The sequence below is a fragment of the Pedobacter sp. JY14-1 genome, from assembly GCF_029269825.1.
Lineage (GTDB): Bacteria > Bacteroidota > Bacteroidia > Sphingobacteriales > Sphingobacteriaceae > Pedobacter.
Genome location: NZ_JARJHU010000003.1, coordinates 484805 through 506211 on the forward strand (window position 1 = coordinate 484805; position 21407 = coordinate 506211).

At 49.8% G+C, this 21407-nt stretch carries 14 protein-coding genes; 11 read left to right on the forward strand and 3 right to left on the reverse strand.

Annotated features, from left to right (window positions below; translation table 11 throughout):
- The first annotated feature begins 160 nt into the window (after window positions 1–160).
- Window positions 161–1144: an outer membrane beta-barrel protein gene (locus tag P2W84_RS08190; RefSeq protein WP_276089635.1), complete on the forward strand. Its 984-nt coding sequence runs from the start codon at window positions 161–163 to the stop codon at window positions 1142–1144.
- Window positions 1145–1250: 106 nt separating this feature from the next.
- Here P2W84_RS08190 and P2W84_RS08195 read toward each other — a convergent pair whose 3' ends face one another.
- On the reverse strand, window positions 1251–1985 hold the full coding sequence (locus P2W84_RS08195) for a porin family protein (RefSeq protein WP_276089636.1): 735 nt from the start codon (window positions 1983–1985) through the stop codon (window positions 1251–1253).
- Between the two features lie 124 nt (window positions 1986–2109).
- On the opposite strand from P2W84_RS08195, the gene P2W84_RS08200 reads away from it, so the two are divergent.
- Complete coding sequence (locus tag P2W84_RS08200) at window positions 2110–3153, forward strand: glycoside hydrolase family 43 protein (RefSeq protein WP_276089637.1); 1044 nt, start codon at window positions 2110–2112, stop codon at window positions 3151–3153.
- 16 nt (window positions 3154–3169) lie between these two features.
- Here P2W84_RS08200 and pckA read toward each other — a convergent pair whose 3' ends face one another.
- Window positions 3170–4807 carry a phosphoenolpyruvate carboxykinase (ATP) gene (pckA, locus tag P2W84_RS08205; protein WP_276089638.1) on the reverse strand — a complete coding sequence of 546 codons (1638 nt, stop codon included), beginning with the start codon at window positions 4805–4807 and terminating at the stop codon, window positions 3170–3172.
- Between the two features lie 104 nt (window positions 4808–4911).
- Window positions 4912–6030, reverse strand: a complete 1119-nt coding sequence (locus tag P2W84_RS08210) for a histidine decarboxylase (protein ID WP_276089639.1) — start codon at window positions 6028–6030, stop codon at window positions 4912–4914.
- Between the two features lie 186 nt (window positions 6031–6216).
- Between P2W84_RS08210 and P2W84_RS08215 the strand changes: the two genes are divergently transcribed.
- From P2W84_RS08215 to P2W84_RS08255, 9 genes are all read left to right on the forward strand, one after another.
- Window positions 6217–8364, forward strand: coding sequence for a family 43 glycosylhydrolase (locus P2W84_RS08215; protein WP_276089640.1), 2148 nt, complete (start codon window positions 6217–6219; stop codon window positions 8362–8364).
- Window positions 8361–10727: a beta-galactosidase gene (locus P2W84_RS08220; RefSeq protein ID WP_276089641.1), complete on the forward strand. Its 2367-nt coding sequence runs from the start codon at window positions 8361–8363 to the stop codon at window positions 10725–10727. Before P2W84_RS08215 ends, P2W84_RS08220 begins: the two co-directional genes overlap by 4 nt.
- Window position 10728: 1 nt before the next feature.
- Window positions 10729–11484, forward strand: a complete 756-nt coding sequence (locus P2W84_RS08225) for an NUDIX domain-containing protein (protein WP_346348956.1) — start codon at window positions 10729–10731, stop codon at window positions 11482–11484.
- Window positions 11485–11577: 93 nt separating this feature from the next.
- Window positions 11578–13347, forward strand: coding sequence for an alpha-L-fucosidase (locus P2W84_RS08230; RefSeq protein ID WP_276089642.1), 1770 nt, complete (start codon window positions 11578–11580; stop codon window positions 13345–13347).
- Window positions 13348–13378: 31 nt separating this feature from the next.
- Window positions 13379–15073, forward strand: coding sequence for a ribulokinase (locus P2W84_RS08235; protein WP_276089643.1), 1695 nt, complete (start codon window positions 13379–13381; stop codon window positions 15071–15073).
- A gap of 1 nt (window position 15074) precedes the next feature.
- On the forward strand, window positions 15075–15773 hold the full coding sequence (locus P2W84_RS08240) for an L-ribulose-5-phosphate 4-epimerase (RefSeq protein WP_276089644.1): 699 nt from the start codon (window positions 15075–15077) through the stop codon (window positions 15771–15773).
- 22 nt (window positions 15774–15795) lie between these two features.
- The gene (gene araA / locus P2W84_RS08245; protein ID WP_276089645.1) at window positions 15796–17286 is read left to right on the forward strand and encodes an L-arabinose isomerase; all 1491 of its coding nucleotides are present in this window, start codon (window positions 15796–15798) and stop codon (window positions 17284–17286) included.
- 21 nt (window positions 17287–17307) lie between these two features.
- On the forward strand, window positions 17308–18993 hold the full coding sequence (locus tag P2W84_RS08250; protein WP_276089646.1) for a sodium/sugar symporter: 1686 nt from the start codon (window positions 17308–17310) through the stop codon (window positions 18991–18993).
- 25 nt (window positions 18994–19018) lie between these two features.
- Window positions 19019–21385, forward strand: coding sequence for a glycoside hydrolase family 127 protein (locus P2W84_RS08255; RefSeq protein ID WP_276089647.1), 2367 nt, complete (start codon window positions 19019–19021; stop codon window positions 21383–21385).
- The last annotated feature ends 22 nt before the right edge of the window (window positions 21386–21407 follow it).

Sequence of the window (21407 nt, forward strand, 5' to 3'; positions counted from 1 at the left end):
AAATTTTTTTGAATTCTTATTGGCTAACTACAGTTAAATAAATAACAGTGTTAGCAAATTTAGTAACGTTAGTGTTTCCGGGAAAATTTCGTATTGCTTATGACTTTTAGATGATAACTTTTGTAATTCCCGGGGGTTATTCATACAAATTATTCGAGCTATGAAAAAGTTAATTGCATCCATCTTCTGGTTAGCCGCTGTTTCCCTGACTGCTACAGCGCAGGAAAAGGGATTTTACCTTAAACCTACCGGCGGATATTTCATTAAGGTAACCCCAGTCGAATTCCCATCTATAAACGGACAGCTCGCCCGCGACAGGACAACCAACATCACGGGTACGGGTGCGGGGGCAACGACGACTACTGAGGAGACCGCACTTACCGGGTCCTTCGGACAGGGCTTCAGGGCAGGTCTGGTGGGCGGTTATCAGTTCAGTAATATTGTTGGCGTTGAGCTGGGCGTAAACTATTATAAGAGCGAAGACCAGGATATGCTGAGGCAGTCCGTGATCAACAATGGAACTACGGTATTGAGCCTGCATTCCAAAGGAAACGTTACGGCTTTTGACCTGGCACCGGCACTCGTATTCCGTATTCCTGTGCGCGGTAACTTTCAGCCTTACAGCAAGGTTGGTGTAATCGTTCCATTCAGCGGCTATCTGCAGATCCATACATCAGTCAATGACCAGACCGGCCAGATCGCGGCGTCGCAGGGCATTGTTTCTCCTGCCGGTACGCGGACCAATCTGGTACTGGAGCGTGAAGAACGCATTAACCCTAAGGCCACCATCGGTTTTCAGAGTGCACTCGGTTTCGACTACAAAGTCAGTAACCGGATCGGCTTGTTCGCAGAACTGGAATACCGCAATGTTTCCGTTGGGGGCAAAGACAAAGACCTCAAAAAGTATGACGGCACGGCTACCGTTGTTGTTAATGCAACCAATACACCGGTAGGTTCAAAACAGCTGACCCTGGACGACCAGCCGGCGGGCGACAGAAAGGTTAACTATCACAAGGCCATTGGTTCTTCGATGAACGTAAAAGGCAGTGCCGGCTACGATTCCAGCAAGCCGTCCGACGACCTGAGGTCTTATATCAATATTGGCGGGCTTGGCCTGAACGTTGGGGTTAAGATAGGTTTTTAAATGGCCATCGGCCGGGTTTGTCACCATGCCTGGCCCCGCTTGGTACTGCCTTTCTCCACAAAAGGTACCTCCTTTGTGGAGAAAGACAGCCTGAAGGGTGGAGCGATCAGAATTGAAGGCCGAGGGCAAGGGACAGCGTGAACATCCTGGTGTCCAGGTTACCCCTGTCGGAAGCCTTTTCCTTACTGAAGACCGGGTTGACCATATAGCTTCCGCGCAGGTCGCCGTAAGGATTGAACCCGGTTTTCCTTCCGGCGACCCTCAGTCCCGCAATGATGCTGGTATTGAAATTCCTTACATCCATCAGCTGCCGCTTTTCATTCTTTGGCGCATCGTAACCATCGACATCTGGGTAGATCCATTTTGTGGTCTTGTGTACCGCGACACCTTTGGCGATCCCTCCATATACCTTCAGCGAAGTGTTCAGGCGAAGCGGAAGTACATTGTAGCCAAGGGTAATGGGCAGTTCCATATAGTCTATCCGGAAATTATAATAGTTGTAGGCTTGTTCTTCCCCGTTTTCGTTATAAATCACCACGTCGTAATTCTTTTCGCGGTAAGACATCCCTCTTGCAGTATACAGGAGTTCTGCCCCTACAGCAAGCCTGGGCGTGATGTCGTAATCCAGGGTGATACCGCCAAAACCGGATAGGCGGACATAATTCTCAAACGTGTCATAATAGCCTGGGATATGCGGATCAAACGGAGCGACATCCCGGGTGAAGACAGAAGCGTTTACACCGGCCTTGACACCGACCCGGATGTATTTCTGAAAGGTGACCTGCGCAGGGGCAGCCAGGCCCAGGCTTAGCGCCACGGCCAGTAAGAGGAGCTTTTTCATAAAGGTTGTATTTGTGTGTATCTAAATATAATAAACTGAACTGATATTTTTCTTCCGGTCACAAAAACGTGATGTAGCAAATGAAAGGATAATGTTAAATTCCCGGTCAAATTGAAACCACTGTATGAAACACCCAATAATCATCAGGCTTGCTACAGTTTGGCTTTTGTTCAGCGGCGCACAGACCGTCCGCGCACAAGCAGAAAAAGATACCTGGATGCTGACTTATTTCCGGCAGCGTTATCCCACGCGTATTGAGATTGACAAACAGGGCAAGGTCGTTGAAGTGCCTTTGCCGGATCCGATGCAGATCGAGCAATTGCATATTGCCTTGTCTGACGACGGACGTCACTGGAAACCCCTGAACGGTAACAAGCCGATATGGGACCGGCACATGCGCGACCAGTATATCCATAAGGGGCCTGATGGCCTTTGGCGCCTTGTAGCGACGGGGGGCGGGGGCGGTGCGGAGGCACGCCGGGAAAAAGGGCCAAGCTGTACTTATGCGACTTCCGAAGACCTGATCCACTGGAAGTTTGAGAAGTACCTGTACCTGATGAAAGATGTAAGGGACGAATCGGGTGCCTTTGTGAGGAACATCTGGGCGCCGGAGTTTTTTTATGACGAGGATACGAAGGAATACCTGCTGCTCTGGTCTTCTACCTTTAAGGAGGCCGGCTGGATGGAAAGCCGGCTCTGGTACTGTAAGACTAAGGACTGGCAGACCTTTACCCCGGCAAAGGTGCTGTTCGCGCCTCCATACTCGGTTATCGACGGTACATTAATGAAGCATAAGGGAACTTATTACCTTTTTCATAAAGAAGAGGAGTTCGGGGCCAGGACAGGTGAACGCAGGGCCATACGCCTGGCTACTTCCAGGAACCCCGAAGGACCCTATGAGGTCTACAATGGCCCGATGAACAAAGGCCAGCTGGTGCCGACCATTACTGAGGGGCCGAGCGTGATGCCCGATCCGGTTAAAAAAGGCTGGCTGCTGCTGTATGATTACCCTATGGCAGACCGGTACGGCATATCCTCGTCACCGGACCTCCTTCACTGGAAGATCGAAAAGGACATTGCCATGCCACCTGATGCGCGGCACGGCAGTGTCTCTAAGCTGAGCAAGGCAGAGGCAAAGGCCCTTCAGGAAGCCTTTCCCGGCGAATAGCATCGGGCTTCAGGACTTATAACATGCTGGTATATTTGATCAGGGGCAGTGCGCTGCTCAGGTCGGGCATTGACGGATCATTGATCTGTTTGTAATTGACCAGGAATGCCTCTGCGAGCTCAGAAGCCTTGAGGTCGTAACCTGCAGTATCGGTCCAGGTATTGCGCGGGTTCAATACATTGTCGGGAACACCGGGACAGGAAACCGGCATCTGCAGACCGAAGAAAGGATCGGCTACATAAGCTTCCTTAGCCAGGCTACCGTCCAGCGCCGCCCGGACCATGGCGCGGGTATAACTCAGTTTGATCCGCTGCCCGGTGCCGTAAGCCCCCCCGGTCCAGCCGGTATTGACCAGCCAGACATTTACATGCTGTTCCTTCAGCTTTTCGCCTAGCATAATGGCATACCTGGAAGGGTGAAGCGGAAGGAAGGCCTTCCCGAAGCAGGCCGAAAAGGTCAGCTGCGGTTCGGTGATCCCGGTTTCCGTGCCTGCTACCTTAGCCGTGTAACCGCTCAGGAAATGGAACATCGCCTGTTCCGTGGTAAGCCTGGAAATTGGCGGTAATACCCCGCAGGCATCGGCAGTAAGGAAGAAGATGTTCCCGGGAGTTGACGACACGGAAGGCAGTAATGCATTGTCTACAAAGTCCAGGGGGTAGGCCACACGGGTATTTTCTGTTTTGCTGATGTTATCGAAATCTACCTTGCTGGTGCCGGAAAAAGGGCATACATTTTCCAGCAGGGCGCCCGGCCGGATGGCATGGTAGATCTCCGGTTCTTTCTCTTCGCTCAGCCCGACGCATTTGGCATAGCAGCCGCCCTCAAAATTGAAGATGCCCTCTGCGGTCCAGCCATGCTCGTCGTCACCGATCAGCCTGCGGCCTGCGTCGGCAGATAAGGTGGTCTTGCCTGTACCGGAAAGGCCGAAGAAAATTGCGGTATCGCCTTCCTGACCTGCATTGGCTGAGCAGTGCATGGGCAATACATGGTGGTTTTCAGGGAGCAGAAAATTCAGCACGGAAAAGATACCTTTCTTAATCTCCCCGGTGTAACCGGTGCCGCCGATCAGTATCATTTTTTTACTGAAGCTAATGATGGTAAAATTACCCTGGCGGGTACCGTCGGTCTTTGGATCGGCCTGGAAGGAAGGCACGGCGATAATGGTCCAGGCCTCCTTCATGTCGTTGCCTTCCTCCCTTAATCTGAGTCCTTCGTAATCGGTATACCTCAGGAACAAGTTATGCGCGAACAGGTTCTGGTAAGCGGTTTCAGTAATGACGCGTACCGGCAGGCGGTAGGCTTCATGTGCACAGGCATAGCAGTCGCGCACGTAAAACGGCTTTTCGTTCAGCGTAGCAATCATACGGCCAAGCAGACGGTCAAAATGCGCTGCCTCAAAGGGGATATTGATCTCACCCCAGTCTACCCTGCGGGCGGTGATGTCGTCACGGACGATGAAGCGGTCTTTGGGGGAGCGTCCGGTAAAGGTGCCGGTATCTACAGCAACTGCGTTTTTATCGGTAATCCAGCCTTCGGGTTTGTCCGGATCAGTGATCGCGGCTACCAGTTCGCTGACATTCAGCTGGTATAATGCCTTTTGCTGATCAAGTCCGTGTCCGGAAAGATCGGGTTGGAACATAGACACTTTGTCCATAAGCAAGAATAATAAGTTAGTTAGTCGCGCCAAAGGTAGGGAACAATTCCCTGGATTTGGCGTAAAAAAGCACGAAAATTTTACTTATTGTACCTTGTACACACTCAGGATCTGCTTGCTTTAAGGTCATCTGTAAAGGCATCGATCTGGTCTTTGGTAATGCCAGGCATACAGATGATATGTGAAAATCCGTTTTCTGTAGCCAGCTGCCATTTCAATTTGATGGCTGTCGCAGGCTCAGGCAAAACTACGGTAATGGCGCGGCTGTTCTTCCAGGCCGGTATGCCGATGGCGGTGAGTTTTTCCAATGCATAATTGGCCAGGGCAAGGCATTGCTGGTAACGCTCCTGTAGTCCCCCGATACCGAGTCTTTTGATGGTGTACCAAAGAAAAACCGGGCTATGACCATTGCGGGAGCCGGTAATAGTAGTGTCGATACTGTCAATATAGGAGACACCCCTGGCGATCCGGTCGCGATTGCTTTTCCTTACGAGTACGACACCGCAGGGAATCGGTGACCCGAAGAATTTATGGCCGCTCACGGCGATGCTGTCTGCCCCGTCCATGAAGTCAAAACTTGGCTTTGGCGACATGAATGGTGCGAAACTACCGGCCAGCGCACCGTCGCAGTGGATATATTTTCTTGTTATGGCATTGTCCTTCAGGATGTGGTTGATCTTGTCCAGATCGTCGACGGCTTCGGTCATGGTAGTGCCGATATTAGCCAGGATGACTACAGGAAGGTGCCGGTTCATCCTGATGGTATGGTTGAGGTCATCATAGTCAATTTCCCCGCTGGGCTGTGTACGTACTGCTATGGAGGGCATACCCAGCAGGTGAATGTTCTTATGGACACTGTAATGCGTGGCATCGCTGTAATAGACCATGGCCTTTGGATAAAGCTCACGGGCAAGGTAGAGCCCGTAAAGGTTGCCCTCCGAACCGCCATTGGTTACATAGCCCCAGGTATTTTCTGTCTCTGCCCTGAACAAACCGGCGAAAAAGGCAACTACTTCTCTTTCCATCGGCAGTGAGGAAAATACATAAGCACTTTTGATCATCGGATCACCGACATTGTTAAGGGGATATTTCATCAGCGCTTCAAGTTCGGAGAAGTCGAAATCGGTATTTGCGGGATAACCGATGCAGGCTTGCGTATTTCCGGTAATGCTGCCGATAAATTCGTTAAGCACCCGCTGGTCGGTGTCTGATAGTTTTTTCATCTGAATAATAATAAGCTGCCCGAAGGCTTTAGTCCAGCGGGTAAATTTCGGAAACCCGCTGCTTACTTTCAACATATCTTTATTATTTCAGATTTTCTTTAAATCAAGCTGAGACAGTAAATTATTAAACGTTATATTGACATTTAATAATTTGTTTTTATATTCGCTGAACAACACACACGAATTATGAGCGCCCAAAAATTTACCTTACCATTTATTGTACTTCTGATCATCTGCTGTTCCTGTTTCAGCCAACCGGCCGAAAAGAAGTATGCGGCATACCTCTTTACGTATTTCATCGGGAACGAAAAGTCAGAAGAAGCTATTCGCTTTGCCTTGAGTACAGACGGGTACACCTGGAGGGCGCTCAATGGCAATCAGCCGGTGATTGATTCCAGAAGGATCAGTTCCACAGGCGGTGTACGTGATCCTCATATATTGAGGGCTGCTGACGGAAAGTCATTTTATATGGTGGCGACAGACATGGTGTCGGCCAATGGCTGGAATTCTAATCGTGCGATGGTACTGTTGAAATCCAATGACCTGATCAACTGGACCTCGAGCGTTGTTCATATCCAAAAGCGCTTTTCCGGTCAGGAAAACCTTCATCGTGTATGGGCGCCACAAACCATCTACGATAGTAAGGCGGGGAAATACATGATATACTGGTCTATGCAGCATGGAGAAGGCCCGGATATCATTTACTGGGCTTATGCAAATAAGGACTTTACAGATCTGGAAACTACGCCTGAACCGCTATTTAAGCATCCTGAAGGTCACGCCTGTATTGATGGGGATATTATTTATCACAATGGAAAATACCATCTTTTCTTCAAGACAGAAGGTAAAAATTTAGGGATAAGGGTAGCCGTATCGGATGATCTGAAAAGGGGATATACACTTCAGCCGGGAAGTGTTCAGCAGACGACGGATCCGGTTGAAGGATCAGGTGTCTTTAAGCTGAACGACGGATCCGGCTATATTCTGATGTATGATCTGTATACGAAGGGGAAGTACCAGTTTACCAAAAGCACGGACCTTAAGTCGTTCCGGTTAGTTGACCACGCAGTCAGTATGAATTTTCATCCGCGTCACGGGACTGTGATCCCGGTTACTGCTCAGGAAGCATCTGCACTTATAAAAAGATGGTATACTGCCGGGGATGTAATTGCTTCTGCGCAGAGTCCGGATATTAGAACCAACAATATCTTGCTGGACACTGCTTCAGCAAGTGCCTATTTCCCGGTTAAACAGAATGCAGCACTAAAAGCCCTTGATCCTAAATTCATGCTGTTTCCAGGTATAAAGATCAGTCCTAAGCCGCCCTATGACCTGACACGCGGACCTCTGCGGGTTGAAGTGGGAATTTCGGGACAGACTGCCAGGCACTTCTATATCTCGGGATCGGTTGATCAAAATCCTGTTCTGAATGGGTATTATGCAGACCCGGAAGTGCTTTATTCCAATAAGACAGGCAAATTTTATCTCTACCCGACAAGCGACGGTTTCAACGGCTGGTCGGGGAATTATTTTAAAGCTTTTTCTTCTCAGGATTTATCGAGCTGGAAAGATGAAGGAATAATCCTGGATCTGCCAAAGGATGTGCGGTGGGCTGACCGTAATGCGTGGGCGCCAACAATTGCTGAGAAAAAGGTTGCCGGAAGCTACAGGTATTTCTATTATTTCTCTGCGGCGCAAAAGATAGGGGTCGCAGTAAGTGAAGAGCCGGCGGGGCCATTTCGCGATAGCGGGAAGCCGCTGATCCAGGGGCATCCTAAAGGTCTTGACTTCGGCCAGGAAATTGATCCCGATGTTTTTACAGATCCGGTTAGTGGTAAAAGCTATCTGTATTGGGGTAACGGATATATGGCAGCAGCTCCGCTTAACGACGATATGATTTCCATCGACACCTCACGCATCAGCATCATAACGCCTGATGACACGTACCGTGAAGGCACAGAGATTTTTTTCCGGAACGGGAAATACTATTTCATGTGGTCGGAAAATGATACGCGAGACGCAGATTATGCCGTGAGATATGGTATTGCTGATAGTCCAACCGGCAAGATCATAATACCCGGAAAAAACCGTATCTTATCGAGAAAAGATAGCGAAGGTATTTACGGGACCGGCCATAATTCGATACTCAAAATACCGGGTAAAGATGAATGGTATATTGTTTATCATCGGTTCACCCGTCCCAAAGGCATTCTGATGGGCGAGGCCGCTGGCTTCAACCGCGAGGTTTGTATCGACCGGCTTTATTTTAACGAAGATGGATCTATTAAACCGGTGGTTCCAACTACCAAAGGCGTCAGAATTTCCGATAAATGAAAAAATTGATTTTACTCTTACTTGTGTGCAGTCATTGCCTGCAGGGTCTTTGCCGCCAGGAAATGGCGCCAAAAAGCAGATCTGCAGTCGGTTCCGCTGATTTCACCCTGGGTGAAAAGGAATTTCTGCTTAATGGAAAGCCATTCCTGATCAGGGCCGGCGAAGTGCATTTTCCGCGTATCCCAAGGCAATATTGGGACCATCGCATCAAGATGCTGAAGGCAATGGGTATGAACACTGTCTGTATCTATTTGTTCTGGAACCTGCATGAACAGGAAGAGGGTAAGTTCGATTTTTCAGGTCAGCGCGATGTAGCGGCCTTTGTCAGGCTGATTCAGCAAAACGGGATGTATTGCATTGTCAGGCCTGGACCTTATGCCTGTGCGGAATGGGATATGGGCGGCCTGCCCTGGTGGTTGTTGAAAAAGAAGGACCTGAAAGTCCGTTCTCTGCAAGATACCCTTTTTATGCAGCGGTCGGCGAGGTATCTTATGAAGGTCGGACAGCAGCTGGCCCCACTCCAGATTCAGAATGGCGGGCCTGTGATCATGGTGCAGGTTGAAAATGAATATGGAGCATTCGGGAGCGATGCCGCTTATATGGAAGCGACAAGAGTTAACCTGAGAAAAGCGGGGTTTGATAAGGTCCAGCTCATGCGATGTGACTGGTCATCTACATTCGATAAGTACGAAACATCGCCCGAAGTCGCGGTTACACTTAACTTTGGTGCGGGATCGGATGTTGAAAAGGAATTTAGCAAATTTAAAAAAATGCACCCTTCAGCACCGCTGATGTGCAGCGAATACTGGACCGGATGGTTCGATAACTGGGGCAGGCCGCACGAGACGAGGTCTGTGGAAAGCTTTATCGGAAGCCTGAAAGATATGCTCGACCGGAGGATTTCGTTTAGCCTTTATATGGCTCATGGCGGGACCACCTTTGGTCAGTGGGGAGGCGCAAATTCACCACCTTATTCGCCAATGGTGACCAGTTACGACTACAATGCACCAATTGACGAGCAAGGCAGTCCTACTGATAAGTTCTATGCCGTCAGGGCGCTGATGCAGAATTATCTGAATCCCGGGGAAAAAATACCGGCTGTCCCCGAGCCCAAGCCTGTGATCACGATACCGGAGTTCTCATTCCGGCAAACTTCTTCTTTGTTTGATCAGCTTCCTCCTGCGCACATTTCGGATAAGATCAGAACAATGGAAGATCTCGGACAGGGTTGGGGACGGGTCATGTACCGGACGCGTATCGACGGTTCGGGCGTTGACAGGAAACTGGTCGTACATGATGTTCATGACTGGGCTGCGATCTTCCTGAACGGTAGGCTGATCGGTAAGCTTGACCGGAGACGGAATGATCATACAATAACAGTTCCGGCTACCCCTCAAGTTGCAACCCTTGATATTTTGGTCGAAGCTACAGGCCGGGTGAATTTTGGTGAGGCCATTATTGACCGAAAAGGCATTACTGATAGCGTGATGCTTGAAGCAGGTCATGAGCAGCAACTGCTGTCGCGCTGGCAGATCTATAGCTTCCCTGTTGATTATTCTTTCCAGGCAGACAGGAAGTTTGTGAAGAGGCCGGCAAGCGGACCCGCCTGGTATAAGGGCAGTTTTCGCTTAAGCGATACGGGTGATACATTTTTAGACCTTTCTTCGTGGGGAAAAGGCATGATATGGGTAAATGGATACAATATCGGAAGGTTCTGGAAAATCGGCCCTCAGCAGACCGTATTCGTACCCGGTCCATGGTTGAAAAAGGGAATTAATGAGGTATTGATCCTCGACCTGGAGGTACCCCAAAAGGCTTCTATCCGTGGACTGGCAAAACCCATCATCGATAAAATTGTGCCCGATGTGTCGTTGCTTGCACGGAAACCAGGGCAGCTTCTGGAACTAAATGGCGAGCAGCCTATTTCAGAAGGACGTTTTACTGAAGACAAGGTATGGCAGGAGGTATTATTTAAGAACGAAGTTAAGGGAAGATATTTTTGTTTTGAGGCGCTGAATAGCCTTCTGGAGAATGACGTGACCAGCTCAATAGCGGAACTACAGATACTTGGCCCCGGGGGAAAGCCGGTCTCAACCCGTAAATGGAAGCTTATTTACGCAGATAGTGAAGAAGTCACCAGTGGCAATCATGCCGCAGACCGGGTTTACGATCTTCAGGAATCTACCTATTGGCAGACAGAATCGGTCAGTCATAAAGTCACGCACCCACATCAGTTGGTGATTGATATGGGCGATCTGGTGCCGGTCACGGGCATGCGGTATTTGCCCAGAACTGATAAAAAGAAAGAGGGGATGATCGGGAACTACCGCATCTATGTTAAGCAGGAACCGTTTAAATTCTGATATGAACGTAGTTTTAAATAAGAGTTGTACTTTTACAGACCAACAACAGTTATCAGAAGAATTTATGACCGGATATGCAGATCAATGTCATTTGCTTGTTGCCGTAGACTGTATCATATTCGGGTACGACGGGGAGAAACTGAAACTCCTTGTCATCAAACGTGCAATAGAACCGGTTAAGGACCGGTGGAGCCTGATGGGTGGTTTTGTCCGTCAGGATGAAGGTCTTGAAGATGCTGCCAAACGAATCCTGTTTGAACTTACCGGCCTTCACGACATCTACCTGGAGCAGCTGGCGACCTACGGGGTTTCTGACCGTGACCCGATTGAAAGAACGATATCTGTCGCTTACTTCGCGTTGATCGACATTAACAAATACCGTCAGCAGATCAATGACAAGTTTCATGCAGAATGGTACAATTTGAAGGATGTCCCGCAACTGATCTTTGACCATGACCAGATGGTAAGGGATGCAATCAGCAAACTCAGGTACCGTGCGGCTATCGAGCCTATCCTGTTTGAACTTTTACCCAAAAAATTCACAATTCCACAATTACAGGTGTTGTATGAGGAGGTTTATGATACGCGTGTCGACAACCGCAATTTCGTGAGGAAAATTACTGCAAGCGGCCTGCTGATCAAACAAGACCAGAAAGATAAGTCAGGCTCAAAGAAAGGGGCTTTTTATTTCAAACTTGGCAAACCCAGGCACACAGCGCAATTCCAGTTCATTAACCTTCTTTCGAAAGCTCATTAATCCACACTTGTCCGGGCAAACGCAGCAAAACCTGCCCGGGTTTTTTTTACTCACAAAAATAAATGTTAAATTGACGTTTAAAACCAGCTTAGTATGAACAGACCCCTTTGGTTATTTATTTATTTTTCTCTTTTTATCCCCGTCCTGAACATTGCGGACGCACGGGCTCAAAAGAAGCAGCGGAAATTCACTACCTCCTATCCACTTCCCCGTCTCCCTGGGAAGTTGCCGGTTGACAGTATCCCTATGGGTGATCAGAGCTTTGACGAACTGAAACTGGATATACCTGTTGCTGAAGGTCCCTTCAAGCCTACATGGTCCTCCATAGAGATGAACTATCCGGGGGAGCCGGAGTGGCTTCGCGACTCGAAATTTGGTATCTGGGTACATTTTGGTCCGCAGGCGTCCGGAGAAAGCGGAGACTGGTATGCGAGGTACTTGTACAATCCGCGAAAGCAAGCCTATGCCAACCACCAGAAAACATGGGGGCATCCATCAGAATCCGGCTATAAGGAAGTGCTCCGTGACTGGAATCCTTCTAAACTTGATCCGAAGGAACTCGCCCGGATCTATCATGATGCCGGAGCCCGTTTCCTGCTCATCCAGGGGGTTCACCACGATAATTTCGATCTTTGGGATTCCAGGTATCAGCCATGGAACTCGGTCAATATTGGTCCTAGGCGTGACCTGATCGGAGAATGGGCAAAGGCATGCCGTGAAAATAATCTGTTCTTTGGGGTAACTTTTCATCATGAATACACCTGGTGGTGGTGGCAGACGGCTTTTGGAAGTGATCATCAGGGAGCACGAAAAGGTGTGCCTTATGACGGAAACCTGACGGCTAAGGATGGGAAAGGCAAATGGTGGGAAGGGCTTGATCCGAGACTTTTGTACGGGATTGATCTGCGCGAGTACAAGCATGTTGCTGAAAGTGCAGAAACAGACTGGTCTCCCCCGCCTCCCGGCATATTCAACCGGCACCTTGCGTATGCCAAATGGTATGCCTCACAATGGGCCCTTCGTATGATGGATGTCGTGCACAAGTATGACCCTGATTTTATCTATACGGACGGTACTGTCCAGGGACCATTTACAGGCGACGGTACCGGAACGGGCCTGAAAGCCGATGCAATGCAAAGGGTAATCGCGGATTATTACAACACTGCCCTGAAGCGGCGCGGTAAGGTAAATACGTTCAGCATCGTGAAGTTCCGGGATAAGACAAACGGCACTGTCACCACGGAGGAATTTGCGATCCCTTCCCATATTAAAACAGATCAGCCATGGATTGCTGAAGCGCCCGTGGGCGACTGGTTTTATGCTCCGGGTTTTACTTATGATTCGGGTATGATGATCCGTTATGTCATTGAGGCAATAGCAAGGGACGGAAATGCGGCGATCTGTATCTCTTTACTGCCTGATGGCTCGATCGACAAAGGAAGCAAGGATATGCTGAGGGAAGTAGGCGACTGGATGCGGATCAACGGGGCCGGGGTCTATGGCAGCAGGGCATGGAAGGTTCCGGGTGAAGGGGAATTGATAGACGGGAAGCTGAAGATGCTGCCGGGGGGTAAACTTGGAAAGTATCAGGCAGAATTCAAATTCAGCGCACAGGACATCCGCTTCACCACAGGAAAGGACGGGGCGCTATATGCCTTTGTCATGAGTGTCCCACAGGCTCAGGAAAAGCTTCTGGTCAGGTCTCTTCCACTTAAAGGTGAGTCAGGTGAAACCATCGTGCGAAAAGTTTCGCTCCTGGGCCACGACGCTACGATAAAGTTTGAGCAGAATGCCGATGGGCTGTACATCACTTGTCCGGGGCAGATGCGCTTTAAAACTGCCGTTGTATTCCGGATCGAATAAAATGGATTCAATCAACAGAAATTAAATGAATATGGAAGATATCAACTACGTCATCGGCGTAGACTACGGGACAGACTCTGTGCGGGCAATCCTTGTAGATGCAAAAAATGGAAAAGAGATTTCGGCTGAGGTATTTGAGTACCCAAGATGGAAACAAGGTCTTTATTGTAACCCGGCAGTCAATCAGTTCCGACAGCATCCGCTCGACTATATTGAAGGACTGATAGCAGTAGTATCGGGGTGCATTGAAAAGGCAGGTGGAGCGGAGGCGGCAACCCGGGTACGGGGACTTTCAGTGGATACAACGGGATCAAGCCCTGTAGCTGTAAATGCTGAAGGGATGCCGCTGGCGCTGAGTCCTGAGTTTGCGGAAAATCCGAACGCAATGTTTATCCTCTGGAAGGACCACAGTGCCATTGCAGAGGCGGAGCAGATCAACAGGCATGCGTCCGGATTTGAGGTTAATTACCTGAAATATGTAGGTGGGATTTATTCTTCGGAATGGTTTTGGGCAAAACTGCTTTATATCCTGCGCGCGGATAGGAGGGTTCGGGAGCAAGCGGTATCCTGGTTGGAGCATTGCGATTGGATCCCGAATATGCTTTGCGGTATCCATAGACTGCCTGAGATCAGGCGCAGCCGGTGTGCCGCCGGGCATAAAGCGCTGTGGGCAGAGGAATTCGGGGGATTACCACCGGAATCATTTTTCTCTGGACTTGATCCCTTGCTTTCAGGCTACAGGGAAACCATGGCAGGGGATACTTACACTGCAGATGTTCCGGTCGGCCACCTGAGCCAGGAATGGGCAGATAAACTTGGTCTGCATACCGGAGTAGTTGTCGGGGTTGGCGCATTTGACGCACACATGGGTGCAGTCGGCGGCCAGATTGAGCCCTATCATTTAAGTAAGGTGATGGGAACCAGTACCTGCGATATATTGGTCGCGCCGAAATATGAGATGGAGGGAAAGCTGGTCAAAGGTATCTGCGGCCAGGTCAATGGATCCGTGATTCCCGGAATGACTGGGCTTGAAGCGGGACAGTCTGCCTTCGGAGATGTTTACGCATGGTTCAAAAAAGTGCTTTGCTGGCCGCTTGAACACTTGCTGACCAGTACTTCACTGATTGACCAGCAAACGGCGGCTGCATTGAAGCAGGAAATTGAATCTAAGATTATTTCAGCCCTTAGCGTTCAGGCGGATATCCTGCCCATAGACGAAGAGTTTGAACTTGCGCTCGACTGGCTTAACGGAAGACGGACACCGGATGCAAACCAACAGCTCAAAGGCGCCATTACCGGGCTCAGCCTGGGAACTGATGCGCCGCGCATTTTCCGTGCGCTTGCGCTTGCTACCTGTTTTGGCGCAAGAAGTATAGTAGAACGTTTCGGAGAGGAAGGTGTGCCGGTTAAGGGAATCATCGGCATTGGTGGTGTGGCTATGAAATCCCCTTACATCATGCAAATGATGGCAGATGTACTGGAAATGCCCATCCGCATCCACCGGTGTGCGCACACTTGCGCACTGGGAGCGGCGATGTTCGCTGCAGTGGCTGCAGGTCTGTACCCGGATACGGCTTCTGCCATGGGTGCTATGGGCACAGGTTTTCAGGCGCAATATGATCCGCGGATCAGTTACAGCAGGATCTACAGGGAACAGTATCAAAAGTACCTGTCCCTGGGCCGGTACAGCGAGAAATATTTAAAGAAAGATATTAAGCCTTACTGAGATGAAAAATTTTCAAGAACTTAAGAAACAGGCCTACCAAGCCAATATGCAGTTACCTGCCCTCGGCCTGGTACTGTTCACATTTGGAAATGTCAGTGCAGCGGACCAGCAAGACAGGGTCTTTGCCATTAAACCCAGCGGCGTTCCCTACGATCAGTTGCGGGAAGCAGATATGGTGATCGTGGACTTTGACGGGAACGTTGTGGAGGGATCCCTGAGGCCCTCCTCAGACACCAAGACCCATGCGGTCCTGTACAGCCACTGGCCTGAAATCTCTGGAATTGTACATACCCACTCTACCTACGCCACCTCCTGGGCACAGGCGCAACTGGACATCCCCATTTTCGGTACCACCCATGCTGATCATCTGACATCAGATATTCCCTGTGCGCCGCCAATGAGTGACGAAATGATCGAGGGCAATTATGAACATGAGACCGGTCACCAGATACTCTCCCACTTTAGTCAGCACAACCTGGACTACCGGGAAGTTGAAATGGTCCTGGTGGGCAACCATGCACCATTTACCTGGGGTAAATCCGCGGAGAAAGCGGTTTATAACAGTGCAGTTCTGGAATCAGTGGCAAAGATGGCCTTGCTAACCCGCCAGATCAACCCGGCTGCTCCAAGGCTGAAAGATGCGCTCATCAGGAAGCATTTTGAAAGAAAGCATGGTCCGGACAGCTATTACGGACAATAACAAGAAAATAAACTATCATCAAATGATCAACTTAAAAGAATTGGAAGTCTGGTTTATTACCGGAACCCAGCACCTGTACGGTGAAGAAACATTGAACGTGGTATCCCGGCACGCCCGTGAAGTTGCCCAGTCCATTAACGGCTCTGCAGGCATACCGGTAAGCATTGTATTCAAAGACATTGTAAAGACTCCGGAAGAAATCTTCGCTACCCTGCAGGAAGCGAACGTCGCGGCAAACTGCATTGGTGTGATCACCTGGATGCATACCTTCTCACCCGCTAAAATGTGGATCCGGGGACTAAACATCCTGAGCAAGCCATTACTGCACCTCCATACGCAGTTTAACCGTGACATTCCCTGGGACAGCATCGATATGGATTTTATGAACCAGAACCAGAGCGCCCACGGAGACAGGGAATTCGGATTCATCATGTCCCGGATGCGTAAGGACCGGAAGGTCGTCGTAGGCCACTGGCAGGATCCGGAGGTCATTGCGCAGGTAGGGATATGGAGCAGGGCCGCTGCCGCGTGGCATGACTGGCAGGGCGCGAAATTTGTCCGCTTCGGAGACAATATGCGTTACGTTGCAGTAACCGATGGCGATAAGGTTGAGGCAGAGATGAAGTTTGGCTTTTCTGTCAATACCTACGGAATCGGGGATCTCGTAGAAGTGATCAACGGCGTAAGCCGGGAGGACGCCGATAGCTTGGTCGGGGAATATGAAGAATTGTACCATATGGATACAAGCCTGCGCAGGGGTGGGCCCCGCCACGCTTCGATTTACGAGGCGGCCAGGATCGAGCTTGGGCTGCGTAAGTTCCTTGAGGCCGGAAATTTCAAGGGCTTCACTGACACTTTCGAGGATCTGCATGGCATGGTACAGCTGCCTGGTATTGCCGCTCAGCGATTGATGGCCGCAGGCTATGGATTTGCCGGGGAAGGCGACTGGAAGACTGTGGCACTTGTCCGTGCATGTAAAGTAATGGGTTCAGGGCTTGCAGGTGCAAACTCGTTTATGGAAGATTATACTTATCATCTGGACCCTCAGAATCCTATGGTTCTGGGTTCACATATGCTGGAGGTCGATGCGGCCCTGGCTGACGGTAAGGCCAGTCTGGAAGTCCACCCGCTTGGAATCGGCGGTAAATCTGATCCGGCAAGACTGGTGTTCAATGTTAAAGGAGGACCTGCGCTTAATGCTGCACTGATTGATATGGGCAACCGCTTCCGTTTGCTGGTCAATGAGGTTGAAGCGATTGATGCTGTCTATGACCTGCCAAGACTGCCGGTAGCGAGAGTACTCTGGAGGCCGCTGCCAGATATGAAAACGGGTTGTGCAGCCTGGATTTATGCAGGTGGTGCGCATCACACCGCTTACAGTCAGAACCTGACCAATGCCCACTTGCAGGATTTTGCCAATATCTCGGGAATCGAATACGTTCGTATCGGTGCAGAGACAAGGATCGACCAGTTCAGGAACGAACTGCAATGGAACGAACTTTTTTACAGATAATATCACCCAACCAAATATTGTATGAATAGGAGTTTAACGACTACAGATTATGTAGTATTTATCATTTATTTTTTGATTGTGTCCGGTTACGGGTATTATGTTTACCGTAAGCGCAAGAAGGATGAGCACGACGCCAAGGCCTTTTTCCTCGCTGAGGGTACGTTGACCTGGTGGGCGATCGGGGCCTCCCTGATCGCTTCCAATATCTCGGCAGAGCAATTCATCGGGATGAGTGGAGAAGGGTTCTTTCTCGGTATAGCCGTCGCCGCTTACGAATGGATCGCTGCTATCGCTCTGATTATTGTGGCCGTCTGGTTTATACCAGTCTACCTCAAAAACAAGATTTACACCATGCCGCAGTTTCTGAAAACCAGGTATAACGAGTCTGTGGCATTGATCATGGCAGTATTCTGGCTTTTTCTGTATGTTTTCGTCAATCTGACGTCCATTCTTTATCTGGGTGCCGTCGCCATCAATGGGCTCATGGGCGGAGGCTATCTACACCTGATCATGGTCGGTCTGGCCGTATTCGCCCTGGTGATTTCCCTTGGAGGCATGAAGGTTGTCGCTTATACGGATGTGATCCAGGTAGCTGTCCTGATCTTTGGTGGTCTGGTGACCACCTATATCGCATTGTCAGTGGTCGCTGAAAAGTTCGGGGTGGGGAACAGTGCGCTCGCCGGATTTAATGTCCTGCTTGAGCGTGCCCCTGAACATTTCCGGATGATCATTCCCAAGCCGGACGCCTCATCGTCTCAGCATGAAATCAGTAAATACCTTACCTTTCCGGGACTTGCATCGTACCTGGCAGGCATCTGGATCATTAACCTGAATTATTGGGGCTGTAACCAGTACATTACCCAGCGTGCGCTTGGGGCAGATCTCCATACTGCCCGTACCGGTATCTTGTTCGCAGGCTTCCTAAAGCTGCTCATGCCGCTGATTGTTATGCTTCCTGGTATCGCCGCCTATGTACTTTATCAGGGCGGGCATCTGCCCCAGCTGATCGGGGGGAAGGACGGCGCCTATTCGGCCGTGCTTACATTCCTGCCTACCGGACTTAAAGGCCTGTCGGTTGCTGCGCTGACGGCGGCGATCGTTGCCTCGCTCGCCGGAAAGGTAAACAGTATTTCTACGATATTCACGCTTGACGTGTACTCTAAATACCTCAGCAAGGGATCGGGGGAAAAGAACCTGGTTGTGACCGGTCGCCTTACCGTGGTTGCGGGCATGATCCTGGCTGTCTTGTTCACCTGGGATGATTTGCTGGGCATCGGAGGCGAGGGAGGCTTTACATTTATCCAGAAATATACAGGTTTCATCAGCCCTGGTGTATTTGCGATGTTCATCCTTGGGATGTTCTGGAAGCGGACTACCGGAAACGCCGCGATTGCCGGTGTGCTGGCGGGATTCCTGTTTTCTGTTTTCTTCAATGAGCTCGCTCCATCCATGCTGGGTAAAGAAACGTTCCTTTATACTGCATATCCTAACGGAGCAGGTGGCTTCGAGATCCCGTTCCATATCTGCATGGGCTTATCATTTCTGTTCACGATGATCATCATGGTGGGCATGAGCCTGGCGGGACCTAAGGTGAATCCGAAGGCGTTTGAACTGGATCCGGAAATGTTCAGGGTGAAAAAATCGACATCGGTACTGATCCTGGTCACCATTCTGATCATTGCTGCGCTTTATGTAAGGTTTTGGTAACTGAATCTGATCAATGTTTTGTGGTATGAAATTCAGGCTTGTGTTTTTTTGTTGTTCGATCTCCTTTTTGCTGGCATCCGGCCAGCAGAAGGTGCCGATCCGATTATTTAGCGCCCATGATGTAACCTTGCTGGATGGGGTTTTCAAAAGGGCGCAGCAAACGGACATGGATTACCTGCTTGCTTTAAATGCGGATCGCCTGCTGGCACCCTATCTGCGCGAGGCAGGATTGCCACCAAAAGCCGATCCTTATCCCAACTGGGAGGGTTCAGGTTTAGACGGTCATATCGGCGGGCACTACCTTAGTGCTTTGGCACTGATGTACGCTTCGACAGGTGATCCACGCGTACTACAAAGGTTCAACTACATGCTGGCTGAACTCAAGCGGTGCCAGGATCATCGTGGTAACGGATATATTGGTGGCGTTCCAGGAAGTGATACCTTGTGGGCGGAGGTTTCCGGAGGCAAGATCGAAGCCGGGACTTTCAGCCTTAATGACAAATGGGTGCCGCTATACAACATTCACAAGATTTTTGCGGGTCTCAGGGATGCTTTCCGATATACGGGAAATTCCCTTGCGAAGGAAATGCTGGTCAAATACAGTAACTGGTTTCTCTGGCTTACTGCGAAACTCAGCGACAAGCAGATTCAGAAAATGCTGAAGTCTGAGCATGGTGGTATTAACGAGGTGCTTGCCGATGTTTACGAGATCACCGGGGACCAAAAGTATCTTAAGCTTGCCTATCGTTTTTCTGATCAGGAATTGCTTCAGCCGCTGTCCCGGAGAGAGGACCGTCTAAATGGCATTCACGCCAATACGCAAATACCCAAGGTAATCGGTTTCAAAAGGATAGCGGATCTTAACCAGGATTCCGTCTATGGAAACGCTGCATCCTTTTTCTGGGATGAAGTGGTCGGAAAGCGAAGTGTAGCCAACGGCGGGAACAGTGTCAGGGAGCATTTCAATCCAATAGGTGACTTCTCCGGTATGATCAGCAGCGTGGAAGGTCCAGAAACCTGTAACAGTTATAACATGCTTAAGCTGACTGAACAGTTTTACCAGGCAGAAGGCGCTACGAGGTATCTTGACTATTATGAGCGCACCCTTTATAATCATATCCTCTCTTCCCAGCACCCCGGGAAGGGAGGATTTGTTTACTTTACACCAATGCGGCCGGGGCATTACCGGGTTTATTCGCAGCCTGAAACCAGTTTCTGGTGCTGTGTAGGGTCAGGGCTGGAAAGTCATGCCAAGTATCATGAGCTGATCTATGCTTACGATAAGGATCAGCTTTTCCTTAACCTTTTTGTGCCTTCAAGGTTAAACTGGAAGGAAAAAGGTATGATGTTCGAGCAGCGAACAGATTTTCCCGACGAAGACAAGACCCTGTTTAAAGTGATTTCAGGGCAAAGGACGGCATTTACACTTCATGTCCGTTATCCTTCCTGGGTTGCTCCCGGGGCGCTCAGGATTCGTGTGAACGGCAGGAATATTCCCGTCGGAAATCAATCCGGCGGTTACGTTGCCATTAGCCGCCAATGGATGAAAGGGGATCTTGTAGAGCTGACGCTTCCCATGCACACGCGGAAGGAGAAGATGCCTGACGGTTCAAATTATGTCGCCGTTTTACATGGGCCTATCCTGCTGGCAGCAAGAACGGATACCTCGGAAATGAAAGGCCTCTTTGCCGATGACAGCAGGATGGGGCATATTGCTTCGGGAAAGCTGGTCCCGCTTCAGGAAATGCCATTATTCGTGGACAATCAAAAACCCCTTGCCGCTCAGATCAAGAAGATACCTGGTCAGGGTCTTTCCTTCAGCACGGCCTCAATAATCTACCCCGAGAAGTATAAAAGCCTGAAACTTGAACCCTTTTACAAGATCCACGACTCCAGATACATCGTCTACTGGCAAGTTGAGACGGAATCAGAACTGGATAGCCTGAAAAGTAAGCTCGCTGACCAACAACGTGTTACAGACAGTCTCTCGAAAATCACCATTGATATGGTTTATCCGGGGGAACAGCAGCCTGAGTCTGACCATTCTTTTAAAGGGGAGGACACGGAATCGGGCGTTTATCAGGACAGACACTGGCGTACTGCCCGGAAATGGTTCAGCTATGAACTCAGTGATCCCGGTGATGAAGCAAAGTTTCTGCGCCTGACTTATTATGGCAGTGACCGGGACCGGAGGTTCAGTATTTACGTTAATGGACAACTAATTGCTCATGTCGCTCTGGACGGGACGATGGGGGAAAAGTTCTATTCGGTGGATTATCCGTTACCCGATTCAGTCAAAGACAGCAGCAATAAGCTGAATGTTAAGTTTGTTGCAAAGGAAGGCTTTGTTACGGCCGGTATCTATGAGCTAAGACTGATCCGAAAGAACTAGGACTGATCCAGTTGGCTATTTC